We start from the raw sequence: 12,363 nt of genomic DNA, 5'->3' as shown, positions 1-12,363 counted from the left end.
AGCCTACGTCGTGGGACCGACAGTCTCCCTGCGTGCACGACGGCGCACGACGAACGGTCCTCCGACGACCACCAGGACGACGGCCGCGACGACGATCCCGATGAGCACCGGGGGCGGCGAGTCGGCCTCCGAGGTGTCCTCTGGGGTCGCGCTCGCTCCCCCACCGGCTCCGTCTGCGGTCCCACCGTCCTCCACCGCCGACGGTCCGGCCTCGGACGGGCTCGGGGCGACCGGTGCGGGGCGGTACGCCGACCGGTCCGACGTCGCTGCCTCCAGGTCGTCGAGGACGGCGTCGGCGACCGGGCGGGTCCCGCCGCAGACCCTCGACACGAGGGCACCAGACTCTGCCTCGACGAAGAAGACGTACTGCCGGTCGTCCTCGAACGACGGCGGCGGGCCGACCTCGGGAACGACGACGGGCGTCGTCCGCGGGACCTCGCCCTTGTAGACGTCACTCACTGCCACGACGACGGTATCGTCGCCGGCGCCGCTCGGAGTGACCGTGCCCACGAACACCGCATCGGCACGATCGAGCTGCTCGGCCACCGGGGTCGGCGCACAGCTGCTCGCACCCGCCGGCCCGGACACCAGGAACGACCCGAGCACGAGACCCGCGCCCACGACCACTGCCGCACCTCGCCGCATCCTGCTCCCTCACGCTGTCGTCGTACGTCGGATGACGGATCCGTGCCGTGCGGACCACGCTACCGCGTGATCGGAGCCTCGCCGGAGCCGTTCGCACCAGAAGGCACGGCCGCCCTCTAGACTCCGGGTGTGGGAGATGAGAACGCCGGGGCACCTGGGCCGAGAACGCCGCGCGGCGCGCGAGCGACGGCCGCACGGAGACGCGCTCGCGAGGACGACATCATCCGGGCGACGCGCCACCTGTTCGACACGGTCGGGCTGCGCGACGCGCAGATCGAGGACATCGCCCAGTCCGTCGGGATCAACCGCGCCATCATCTATCGACACTTCTCCGGCAAGGAGGAGCTCTTCGCGCTGACCCTGGTCGGCTATCTCGACGAGCTCGCCGAGGTGATGCGCGATGCCGACGACGAGAGCCGCATCCCCGCCGAACGCCTCGAGCGGGTCGCCAGCGCCTTCCTCGACCGTGGTCACGAGCATCCCGCCTTCGTCGACTGCGCCCTGGACCTCCTGAGCAAGTCCGGCGAGGAGCTCTTCGAGAGCGTCTCGGAGGGAGCGATGATCCGGCTGGGCCGCGGCATGCTCGGCCCCCTCGGCGTGCTCGCCGAGGTGCTCGAGGCCGGCAACAAGTCCGGCGACTTCCATGTCGACGACCCCTACATGCTCGCCAACATGCTCTACACGCAGTCGCTGGGCGCGCTGCAGTTCGCCCGCAACCAGCTTCTGGTGAGCGAGGGAGCGCCCGGCGTCCCGACCGTGCGCCGTGTGAGCTGGGAGGCCGTCAAGCGCCACACCATCCGTGCGGCGCACGCGATGGCGATCGCGGACGAGCCCGTCGGCTGAGAGCGCCGACGGGCCTCGACCGCGGCCCGGTCAGCGCTCCAGGATCGCCGTCACGCCCTGCCCGCCTGCGGCGCAGATGGAGATCACTCCCCGCCCGGAGCCCTTCTCGGCGAGCAGCTTGGCCAGCGTCGCGACGATGCGGCCACCGGTGGCCGCGAACGGGTGTCCCGCGGCGAGCGACGACCCCACGACGTTGAGCTTGCTCCGGTCGATCGAGCCGAGCGGAGCGTCGAGCCCGAGGCGCTCCTTGCAGAAGATCGGGTCCTCCCACGCCTTGAGCGTGGTGAGCACCTGCGACGCGAACGCCTCGTGGATCTCGTAGTAGTCGAAGTCCTGCAGCGACAGCCCGGCACGCGCCAGCATCCGAGGCATCGCGTACGCCGGCGCCATCAGCAGCCCCTCGCTGCCGTCGACGTAGTCGACGGCAGCGGTCTCGTACTCGGTGAGGTAGGCCAACGGCTCCCACCCCTTCGTCGCTGCGTACTCCTCCGACGCGAGCAGCACCGTCGAGGCGCCGTCGGTCAGCGGGGTCGAGTTGGCGGCGGTCATGGTGGCGGACTCACCCTTGCCGAACACCGGCCTGAGCTTGGCGAGCCGCTCCAGGGACGAGTCCGGGCGGAGGTTCTGGTCGCGCTCGAGGCCGAGGTAGGGCGTCATCAGGTCGTCGAGGAAGCCACGGTCGTACGCCGCAGCGAGCTTGTGGTGCGACTCCACGGCGAGCGCGTCCTGCTCCTCGCGGCTGATCCCCCACTCGAGCGTCGTCAACGCCTGGCTCTCGCCCATCGAGAGGCCGGTGCGGGGCTCGGAGTTCTGAGGGATGGCAGGCACGATGTCGGACGGCCTGATCTTGGCCAGGGCGGCGAGGCGTCCCTTGAGGTCCTTGGCGCGGTTGGCCTCGAGCAGCGCCTTGCGAAGGCCCTCACCCACCGCGATCGGCGCGTCGGAGGTCGTGTCGGAGCCGCCGGCGATGCCGACGTCGATCTTGCCGAGGGCGATCTTGTTGGCCACCTGGATCGCTGCCTGGATGCCGGTGTCGCAGGCCTGCTGCACGTCGTAGGCCGGCGTCGTGGGGTCGAGCCGTGAGCCGAGGACCGTCTCGCGAGCGAGGTTGAAGTCACGGCTGTGCTTGAGCACGGCACCCGCGGCGAACTCGCCCACCCGCTCCCCCGCCAGGTCGTAGCGCTCCACCAGCCCGTCGAGGGCGGCGGTGAGCATGTCCTGGTTGGACGCGTGCGCGTAGACGGAGTTGGACCGGGCGAACGGGATCCGGTTGCCGCCGACGACGGCGACCCGCCGCGGACCGCTGGCGGAGCGCTGAGTGGTGGGTGCCATGGGATCTCCTTGGGAGGACGTCGTTGCGTTGGCCACAGTCGTACGACCGAACCTGGACGAGCCTGGTCGGGACTGTAACTCTAGGTTACAGTAGAGCACCAGATCCAGATACCAAGAGTATTCGAGAGGTAGGACACACGACATGAGTGACCGCTACCAAGACCTCGTCCACACCCCGGTCGGGAAGTTCTTGGTGAAGAACCTGGGGCTGCCCGACCCGCCCCGGCTCGAGCGCTACCGCGCCGGCGATCCGCTCGTGTCGGGCACCGTCCTCGTCGGCTCTGCTCCCGGCAGCACCCTGGGCACCGCGCTCGACGACGCGCTGGGCACCCTCGCAGTCACGGTCACCCGCAGCGTGGCCGACGGCGAGCGGCTGAAGGGCATCGTGTTCGACGCCACGGGTCTCGAGTCCGCGGCCGACCTCGACCTCCTGCAGGAGTTCCTCACGCCGGTGCTGCGCAACCTCGGCGCCAGCGGCCGCGTCGTCCTGATCGGCACGCCTCCTGAGCACGCCGACTCCGCCGGACGCGCGATCGCCCAGCGCGCGCTCGAGGGTGTGTCGCGGTCGCTCGGCAAGGAGCTGGGCAAGGGGTCGACCGCCCAGACCGTGTACGTCGCACGCGGCGCGGAGGGGGCGATCGCCTCCACGCTCGGCTTCCTCCTCTCCCCCAAGTCCGCCTACGTGAGCGGTCAGGTCGTCCGCATCGGCACCGCGGGCGTCACCGACGCGCCGTCGTTCGATCCCCTCGCGCCGCTGACGGGCAAGGTCGCCCTGGTGACCGGCGCGTCCCGCGGGCTCGGCCTCGCGATGGCCCAGACCCTGCACCGCGACGGAGCCACCGTGATCGGGCTCGACGTCGCGCCGCTGGCCGACGACCTCCAGCGTGAGATGGCGGCGCTGGGAGGTGAGTCGATCGTCCTCGACATCACCGCCCCGGACGCGCCCCAGCGGATCGCCGCCTACGTCATGCAGCACCACGGTGGCGTCGACGTCGTCGTCCACAACGCCGGCATCACTCGCGACAAGCGGCTGCGCAACATGAAGACGGAGAACTGGCACAAGGTGGTCGAGATCAACGTCGACGCCCCCCAGCGCATCACCGCCGAGCTGCTCGACCAGAAGCTCATCCGCTCGGGCGGCACCGTCCTCGGTGTCTCGTCCATCGCCGGGATCGCCGGCAACAACGGTCAGACCAACTACGCCGCGTCGAAGGCGGGCGTGATCGGGTGGGTGAACGAGCTCGCCCCCCGGGTCGCCGAGGACGGCATCTCGGTCAACGCGGTCGCGCCGGGCTTCATCGAGACCGACATGGTCAAGACGATCCCGCTCACGATCCGCGAGGCCGGCCGCCGGATGAACTCGATGTCGCAGGGCGGCCAGCCGGTCGACGTGGCGGAGACCATCGCGTGGTTCGCCAACCCGGGCTCCGCCGCCGTCTCCGGCAACGTCGTCCGCGTCTGCGGCCAGAGCCTGCTGGGCGCCTGAGGTGACCGTCCGGCACTTCGAGGCGGCCCCGGCGATCCTCCCGCTGTACGCCCGCGCCGCGCTGCCGGCGATCCCGTTCGTCGGCGGGCTCCCCGGAGTACGCCACACGGCGGGCTCGGTCCCTGAGGTGACGCTCGAACGCTCCGGTGTCACCACAGACCTCGACCACCTGGCCGCGTACGCCGACGTCTGCGGGTTCGCGCTCCGGGACCGGTTGCCGGTGACCTACCCCCACCTCGCAGCGTTCGGGCTGCAGATGGCCCTCATGGTCGACACCGCCTTCCCGTTCGCCCCGATGGGCCTCGTGCACCTCCGCAGCAGCATCACGCAGCACCGTCCCATCACGGTCACGGAGCGGTACGACGTGAGCGTGCGGGCGACGGGCCTGCGCGACCACCCCAAGGGACGGCTGATCGACGTCGTCAGCACCGCCCGGGTCGGGGACGAGGTCGTGTGGGAGGAGACGATGACGCTCCTGCGCCGTGGAGGTGGCGGGGCTGCGGAGGCAGAGATCCCGCCGCTCGAGGGTGTGGAGGCTCCCCGCGGCTCAGCCACCTGGAGGCTCGACGCCGGACTCGGACGGCGGTACGCCGCGGTGTCGGGCGACCGCAACCCGATCCACCTGTCGCGGCTGAGCGCACGGGCGTTCGGCTTCCCCCGGCAGATCGCGCACGGCATGTGGAGCCAGGCACGCGCCCTCGCAGCGGTCGACAACCGGCTGCCCGACGCCTGCACGGTGGTCGCGGAGCTGCGACGCCCGATCCTGCTCCCGGCCACGGTTCAGTTCGGCTCGGCCTCCGACGGCGACCGCCTGCTGCTCGGCATCACCGGGCACGCGCGGGAGGACAAGCCCGCTCCCACACATCTCGTCGCCCGGATCGATCCGCGCTGACCGTGTCCCAGGGACGGTGACGGCGGAGTCACCGTCCCGGGGCGGTCAGGCCTGCGGACGCGGCTCGATCGGACGGATCAAGCCCTCCTGGGCCACCGACGCCACGAGCGCGCCGTCCTCGGCGAAGATGTTGGCGGTCGCGAACCCTCGTGCGCCGATCGCCGACGGCGACACCTGGTCGTACAGCATCCACTGGTCGGCACGGACCGGGCGGTGGAACCACACGGCGTGGTCGAGCGAGGCGGGCTGGATCCGCGGCGACCCGACCGTCAGCCCGTGGACCACCAACGAGCTGCCCAGGAGCGTGAGGTCGCTGATGTAAGTCAGCACGCACGCGTTGAGGACCGGGTCGTCCGGAAGGTCTCCGGCGGCACGCAGCCACAGCCGTTGGATCGAGGGCGCGAGCCCACGAGCCGGGTCGTCGGCCGCACGGTTGTCGCCGACGTAGCGGACCTCGAGCGCCGACCACTCGGCGCGCCAGTGCTCGGCTGCCCGCGGGTCGACGAACTCGAGCACCTCCGAGAGCACCGGCGTCGACTCGACGGGTGGGACCTCCGGGATCGCGTTCTGGTGCTCGTAGCCGTCCTCGCGCCGGTGGAACGACGCGGTCATGTAGAAGATGACCTTGCCGTGCTGGCGCGCGGAGACCCGCCGGGTGGAGAACGATCCCCCGTCACGGATGCGCTCGACGTCGTAGATGATCGGCACGCTCGGGTCGCCGCCGAGGAGGAAGTAGACGTGGAGGGAGTGGACCGGGCGGTCCTCGGGGACGCTGTGCGACGCGGCCATCAGCGCCTGCGCAGCGACCTGTCCGCCAAACACCCGGGTCAGCGTGCTGTCTGCGGGGTGGGTGCCGCGGTACAGGTCTTCCTCGAGCCTCTCGAGGTCGAGGAGGTCCACGAGCTGTTCGATGGTTGCTGGCACGGACGTCATCGTCTCACGGCGCACCGGCCGTCGGAGGCCGGTGTAGGCGGGGACGCCTCGGGTGTGACCGACTACTCTCCGGAGCTCGACTCGGGCCGGTCGAGCTGCGCGAGGAACTCCTCGAACTGCTCACCGATCTCGTCGCCCGTCGGCAGCTCGGACTCGTCGGCCACGAGCGGCTCCACCGCGGATCGGTTCATCTGGTCGTACTGGCGCTCCAGCCCGGCAAGCACGTCGCCGCCGTCCTGCTCCTCCACCTGCTTGTGGATGTCGGCGACGGCCTCGGCCTGCTGCAGCCTGAGCTCCTCGAGGTCGAACGTCAGACCCGTGCCGCTGATGACGGCCTCCAGCAGCGCGACCGACGCGCTCGGGTATTCCACCTGGGCGACGTACTGCGGGACGTGGGCGACGTAGCCGATCGCATCGTGGCCCCACTCGCCGAGCCGCAGCTCGAGCACCGACTGGATGCTCGCCGGGACGACGACCTGCGCTCGGAACAGGTTAGGCCTGTCGAGCAGCTCACGCCGGCTGGCGTGGTTGGTGATGACCGACGGACGGGTGTGCGGAACGCCCATCGGGATCGCCCCGAGACCGACGACGAGCTCGACGCCGTACTCCTCGATGAGCTCGTGGACCTCCTCGGCGAACTGCTCCCACCGGAAATCAGGCTCGGGACCGGTCAGGACGAGGAACGGCGCGCCGTGGTCGTCGTGGTGGAGCCTCAGCTCCAGCGACGGACGGTCGTAGTCGGTGTAGCGGTCGCGGTCGAAGACCATCGGAGGTCGCCGCGCGCGGTAGTCGAAGTAGTCGTCGAGGTCGAACTCGTGGAGCACCTCACCCTCGTCGCGGGACTCCAGGTGCTCGACGGCGATCCTCGGGGCCGAGCCGGCATTGAGGAAGCCGTCGAACGCGTAGAGCATCGCGGGACGGACGCCCTCAGGCAGCCCGTCGAGCGCTTCCGAGCCGGGACGAGTCCTCCGCAGCCTGCTGAAAAGCCTTCGCATCACGACACCTCCCAACGTCGACCGGGCATGCCGCATTCCCCGGGGGCGGGCGGTCCGACGCGTCGCGGCGGGCCGGGGGCACACCATCAAGCCTACGTGGAGCGGCTCTCGACCCCTTCGCCGGCCGCCTCCGTCGCTGCCCGGCCGACCCGGCTGTGCCTGCGCCCATAGGCGAAGTAGACGACGAAACCGAGCGCCATCCAGATGAAGAACCGCACCCAGGTCTCGCCGACCAGGTTCAGCATCAGGTACACGCAGGCGATGACCGCGACGACGGCGACCGCGGTGGCGCCCGGGACGCGGAAGCCTCGATCGAGGTCCGGGCGGGTACGGCGGAGGATGACCACGCCGACGCTGACCAGGACGAACGCGAACAGCGTGCCGATGTTGACGAGGTCGGCAAGCGTGGAGAGGTCGACGAACCCGGAGATCGCCGCCACCGCGATCCCGGTCACGAAGGTGATCCGGTGGGGCGTGTGGCGCTCGCCGTGGGTCTGGGCGAGCCACCGCGGGAGAAGCCCGTCACGCGCCATCGCGAAGGCCACGCGGGTCTGCCCGAGCATGAGGATCATCACCACGACGACGAGCCCGATGCAGGCGCCGACCGAGATCACGTCGCCCATCCAGCCCACCCCGACGGCGTCGAACGCGGTCGCGAGCGGAGCGCCGTCCTCCGGGTCGATGTCGTGGAAGTTCTGCATGCCTGTGATCACCAGGCTGACCGCCATATAGAGCACGGTGACGATCGCGAGCGACCCGAAGATCCCGATCGGGACGTTGCGCTGCGGGTTGTGCGTCTCCTCCGCGGTGGTGGCGACCACGTCGAAGCCGATGAAGGCGAAGAAGACGATCGCTGCGCCGGTGAAGATCCCGGCGACGCCGTACACCGCGGGATCGAGCCCGAGGAGGGACTGGACGAGCGGGGTCTTGAGCCAGCCCCCCTCCCCAGGCGCCGGTGGCTCGGACGGCGGGACGAACGGCGACCAGTTCTGCGCGTCGATGTAGCGGATGCCCGCGATGATGACGAGCAGCACGACGGCGACCTTGATGGCCACGACGACTTGGTTGATCCGGCTGGAGAACTTGATGCCGACGATCAGCACCCACATCACGAGCAGCGAGATCACGATGGCAGGGATGTCGACGACACCCGTGCCCGCCGCGGTGCTCAGCTGGGCGGGGAGCTCGAGGAACGTGCCTTCGACGAGGTTGTTCCAGTACGAGGAGAAGCCGGACGCAAGGGCCGCCGAGCCGACGGTGAACTCGAGCACCAGGTCCCAGCCGATCGTCCAGGCGATCAGCTCGCCGAAGGTGGCGTAGGAGAAGGTGTAGGCGCTGCCCGCGACCGGCACGGTGGACGCGAACTCGGCGTAGCAGAGGGCGGCGAGGCCGCAGGCGAGAGCCGCGACGAGGAACGAGATGGCGATCGCGGGCCCGGCCGTCGTCGCGGCCGCCTGACCGGTGAGGACGAAGATGCCGGCGCCGACGATCACGCCGACGCCGAACACGATCAGGTCGAGGGCTCCGAGGTTGCGGTTGAGTCGTGTCTCGGGATCGTCGGTGTCCTTCATGGACTGCTCGACCGACTTCGTACGGAACAGCGCGCTCCTGGCCATCGGGGTCCCCTCTCCCTCGGGGACACTATGCCGCGTGCGCGCGGCTCCGGCAGGTCAGAGACGTGCCAGCGTGTCGGCCGCGACGGCCTCTCCGGTCAGGCCCATCCGCTCGAGGAGGACGGCACGCTTGGCGTGGTCGAAGAACTCCTGCGTGACGCCGTGGACGCGCACCGGGGTGCGGACGTCGGCGTCGGCGAGCATCTGGGTGAGGACCGACCCCATCCCGCCGACACGGCCGCTGTCCTCGATCGTGACGAGAAGACGGTGTCGCGCGGCAAGCTCGACGAGAGCAGGGTCGAGGGGCTTGACCCACCGGGGGTCGACGACCGTGACACCGACACCCTCCGCCCGCAGCAGCGCGGCGGCGTCGAGCGCCTGGTGGACCATCGGGCCGGCGGCGACCACGAGCACGTCCTCCGCGCCTTCGCGCAGCAGCACGTCGCTGCGGCCCACGACGTCGACGGCCTCGACGTCGTCGGACACGCCTCCCTTGGGGAAGCGCACCACGGTCGGCGCATCGTCGACCGCCACCGCCTCGCGGAGCAGCTCACGGAGACGAGTGCCGTCGCGCGGCGCCGCCAGCTGCAGCGTGGGGACCACCTGAAGGATCGACATGTCCCACATGCCGTTGTGGCTGGGACCGTCGTCACCGGTGACGCCGGCGCGGTCGAGCACGAACGTCACGCCGCACCGGTGCAGGGCGACGTCGAGCAGGACCTGGTCGAACGCCCGGTTGAGGAACGTCGCGTAGACCGCGACGACCGGGTGGAGCCCGCCCATCGCCAGGCCCGCCGCGCTGGTCACCGCGTGCTGCTCGGCGATGCCCACGTCGTAGGTGCGCTCGGGGAACTTGTCGGCGAACGCGTCGAGGCCGGTCGGCGACAGCATGGCCGCCGTGATCGCGACGACGTCGCGGCGCTCGTCACCGATCCGGACCAGCTCGTCGCGGAAGACCGACGTCCACGAGGTCGGCTCCACGGCCAGCGCCTCACCGGTCAGGCGGTCGAACGCCTTGGCCTGGTGCATCTGGTCCTCTTCGTTGGCCACCGCGATCTCGTAGCCCTGACCCTTCGTCGTGATGACGTGGACGATCGCCGGCCCTCCGTAGGTCCGCGCCCGTGCCAGCGCCTCCTCCACCATCGGCCGGTCGTGGCCGTCGATAGGTCCGATGTATTTGAGACCGAGGTCCTCGAACATGCCCTGCGGGTAGAGCGCGTCCTTGAGACCCTTCTTGATCGCGTGGAGCGCCTCGTAGGTCACCTGTCCCACCGCGTTGGTCTGAGTGAGGCGCTCGCGCACCGCCTTGAGCGTCGGCTCGTAGCGCGGGTTGGTGCGCAGCCGCGCCAGGTGGTTGGCGAGACCGCCGACGGTCGGACGGTAGGACCGGCCGTTGTCGTTGACGACGACCACCAGGCGCCGGTCGACGTTGGCGGCGATGTTGTTGAGCGCCTCCCAGGCCATGCCGCCGGTCAGGGCGCCGTCGCCGATCACCGCGATCACGTGGTCGGGCCGGCCGGTGACCATGTTCGCCTTCGCCAGCCCGTCGGCATAGGAGAGGCTGGTCGACGCGTGGGAGTTCTCCACGACGTCGTGGGCCGACTCGGCCTGGCTCGGGTAGCCGGAGAGGCCGCCCTCGGTACGGAGGTTCTCGAACTCAGCAGCCCGGCCGGTCAGCATCTTGTGCACGTACGCCTGGTGACCAGTGTCGAAGATCACCCGGTCGCGCGGAGAGTCGAACACCCGATGGATCGCCATCGTCAGCTCGACGACCCCGAGGTTCGGGCCGAGGTGCCCCCCGTGCGTGGCGACGGCGACGATCAGCCGCTCGCGGATCTCCTCGGCGAGCGCGTCGAGCTCGGGGTCGGTGAGATCCCGCAGATCGCTCGGCTGGCTGATGCGATCGAGCGTGCTCATGGTCCTCCGCGGGTCTGGGTGGGCGTCATTCGATCTTAGGCCATCGCCTCCAACTACCCACGGAACCGTCGCCCGCGCCAGGTCACTCCACGACCGTGCGGAGCTCGGCGACCTCGGTGTCGAGCACCGACTCGACGGCGGTCAGCGCGTCGGCGACGGCCGCCTCGTCGGGCGGGCGCTCGCCCGGGAGCGGGAGCACCTCGACGTCGATCCGGGCACCCCTCGGGACGATCCTCCATCGAGCGACGATGCGAGTCCCGTCGAGCACGATCGGGCTGCACATGCCGTTGACCTTGTTGAAGATCGTGGGCAGGTTGTCGATCGCGGTGAAGCGTCCGCGCTCCGGCCCCGTCCCCTCGAACCCGAGCAGGACGCCGTCGAACTCGGGCAGCATCCTGACCCCACCCTCGTACGTGCTGCCGTCGGGTGCGTCGACAAGGTCGAGGTAGGTCGCGCCACCGGGACCCTCCCGTCGCACCACCTCATCCCCCAGGGCCTCGACGGCCGCGTCGACGGGGCGGAGCCGCTCGCCCAGCCACCACGCGACGTCACGGCGGGTCGCAGGCCCGTACGACGCGAGGTGGGTCCGCACCAACCCACGGCGGGCGACCTCGGGGTCGTGGGCGTCGTCGTCGACGTCGGTCACGGCGCCCGAGGTCCGGTAGAGGGTGTCGGTGCGGGTGTGCCAGCGGCGGTCGGGCGGACGACGGACGAGCCCGGGCGCCGAGCGCAGCTGGTTGCGGGTGTAGGTGTCGGCCGCGACACCGCGGCCGTCCGGCTCGTGCTCGGCCAGCCACTGGAGCACGTGGTCGACGAGGTCGTCGCGCTCGCGCCAGCGGTCGGCGTACGCGGCGGTCTCGGCGCGCACGTCGTCGGAGGACACGGTCTGCAGCGACAACGCCTTGGTCAGCGACCTGTCGAGCCAGCCCCGCGTGACCGCGGCCGACCAGGCGTGGTGCAGCGGCGTCGAGGTGTGGACCGTCCCGCGCAGCGTCGTGCCCTTGACCAGCGCGTAGGACTCGAACGCCTCGACGACCGTCTCGTGGGTGATGCCGGGCAGTCGCGACGATGCGAAGACGAACGCCGCGCGCGGCACCTGGGTCTGGACCGGTCCGAGCGCGGAGTACAACGAGACCAGGTCGTCGACCGCCGTGCCCGTGGACCTGGGGAACTGGCGGGCGAGGGTCCTCAGTGCGAGGTCGTCCTGTGACAGCGCTGTGCCCATGGTTCGATGCCTCCATGTCTGAGTCGTACGACGCGTCGTGCACGTTCTGTCGCGTGGTCGCCGGGGAGCTGGCAGCCCCCATCGTGCACGAGGACGCCGACACGATCGGCTTCTTGGACCATCGTCCCGTCTTCAAGGGCCACGTCCTCGTCGTCCCTCGCGAGCACGTGGTGACGTTGCCTGACCTGCCCGTGGAGCGGCTCGGCCCCTACTTCGCCGTCGTGCAGCAGATCGCGAGAGCGCTGCCGGAGGCCCTCGGCGCCCAGGGGACGTGGGTCGCTGCCAACAACGTCGTCTCCCAGTCCGTGCCACACCTGCACGTCCATGTGGTCCCCCGCACCAAGGGGGACGGTCTGCGCGGCTTCTTCTGGCCGCGGACCAGGTACGGCGACGGCGAGGCCGACGAGTACGCGGCACGGATCCGGGCGCGTCTGGGCGCGCTCGCGAGCGAAGGAAACGGCGAGAACCTTCGGTAACGTGCG

At 70.5% G+C, this 12,363-nt stretch carries 11 protein-coding genes; 4 read left to right on the top strand and 7 right to left on the bottom strand.

All coding sequences use genetic code 11. The features are described 5' to 3' along the window. Positions 1–3: 3 nt before the first annotated feature. On the bottom strand, positions 4–645 hold the full coding sequence (locus KV100_RS03695; RefSeq protein WP_220341545.1) for a hypothetical protein: 642 nt from the start codon (positions 643–645) through the stop codon (positions 4–6). A 129-nt stretch (positions 646–774) separates the two neighbouring features. Between KV100_RS03695 and KV100_RS03690 the strand changes: the two genes are divergently transcribed. Then, complete coding sequence (locus KV100_RS03690) at positions 775–1,488, top strand: TetR/AcrR family transcriptional regulator (RefSeq protein ID WP_220341544.1); 714 nt, start codon at positions 775–777, stop codon at positions 1,486–1,488. A 30-nt stretch (positions 1,489–1,518) separates the two neighbouring features. Here the strand turns inward: KV100_RS03690 and KV100_RS03685 are convergent, their stop codons facing one another. Next, complete coding sequence (locus tag KV100_RS03685) at positions 1,519–2,820, bottom strand: acetyl-CoA C-acetyltransferase (RefSeq protein ID WP_220341543.1); 1,302 nt, start codon at positions 2,818–2,820, stop codon at positions 1,519–1,521. Positions 2,821–2,962: 142 nt separating this feature from the next. On the opposite strand from KV100_RS03685, the gene KV100_RS03680 reads away from it, so the two are divergent. Together KV100_RS03680 and KV100_RS20020 are read left to right on the top strand one after the other, a co-directional pair. Continuing rightward, positions 2,963–4,306, top strand: coding sequence for a 3-oxoacyl-ACP reductase (locus KV100_RS03680; protein ID WP_220341542.1), 1,344 nt, complete (start codon positions 2,963–2,965; stop codon positions 4,304–4,306). Between the two features lies 1 nt (position 4,307). Continuing rightward, a complete protein-coding gene (locus KV100_RS20020) occupies positions 4,308–5,198 on the top strand; it encodes a MaoC family dehydratase (RefSeq protein WP_220341541.1) in 891 nt (296 codons plus the stop codon). A 45-nt stretch (positions 5,199–5,243) separates the two neighbouring features. Here the strand turns inward: KV100_RS20020 and KV100_RS03670 are convergent, their stop codons facing one another. The 5 genes from KV100_RS03670 to KV100_RS03650 all read right to left on the bottom strand — a co-directional run bounded on the left by KV100_RS03670 (position 5,244) and on the right by KV100_RS03650 (position 11,881). Further along, the gene (locus KV100_RS03670) at positions 5,244–6,122 is read right to left on the bottom strand and encodes an acyl-CoA thioesterase II (RefSeq protein WP_220341540.1); all 879 of its coding nucleotides are present in this window, start codon (positions 6,120–6,122) and stop codon (positions 5,244–5,246) included. 71 nt (positions 6,123–6,193) lie between these two features. Further along, positions 6,194–7,126, bottom strand: a complete 933-nt coding sequence (locus KV100_RS03665) for a PAC2 family protein (protein ID WP_220341539.1) — start codon at positions 7,124–7,126, stop codon at positions 6,194–6,196. A gap of 92 nt (positions 7,127–7,218) precedes the next feature. Next, positions 7,219–8,742 carry an amino acid permease gene (locus KV100_RS03660; protein WP_220341538.1) on the bottom strand — a complete coding sequence of 508 codons (1,524 nt, stop codon included), beginning with the start codon at positions 8,740–8,742 and terminating at the stop codon, positions 7,219–7,221. A 54-nt stretch (positions 8,743–8,796) separates the two neighbouring features. Then, entirely contained in the window at positions 8,797–10,656 is a 1,860-nt protein-coding gene (gene dxs / locus KV100_RS03655) for a 1-deoxy-D-xylulose-5-phosphate synthase (protein WP_220341537.1), read from the bottom strand. Between the two features lie 82 nt (positions 10,657–10,738). Beyond that, positions 10,739–11,881 (bottom strand): DNA glycosylase AlkZ-like family protein, encoded by a 1,143-nt coding sequence (locus KV100_RS03650; RefSeq protein ID WP_220341536.1) that lies wholly within the window; start codon positions 11,879–11,881, stop codon positions 10,739–10,741. 14 nt (positions 11,882–11,895) lie between these two features. Between KV100_RS03650 and KV100_RS03645 the strand changes: the two genes are divergently transcribed. Continuing rightward, the gene (locus KV100_RS03645) at positions 11,896–12,357 is read left to right on the top strand and encodes an HIT family protein (protein WP_220341535.1); all 462 of its coding nucleotides are present in this window, start codon (positions 11,896–11,898) and stop codon (positions 12,355–12,357) included. The last annotated feature ends 6 nt before the right edge of the window (positions 12,358–12,363 follow it).

The sequence above is a fragment of the Mumia sp. zg.B21 genome, assembly GCF_019550855.1.
GTDB lineage: Bacteria > Actinomycetota > Actinomycetes > Propionibacteriales > Nocardioidaceae > Mumia.
This window is presented reverse-complemented; position numbering and strand designations above follow the sequence as displayed.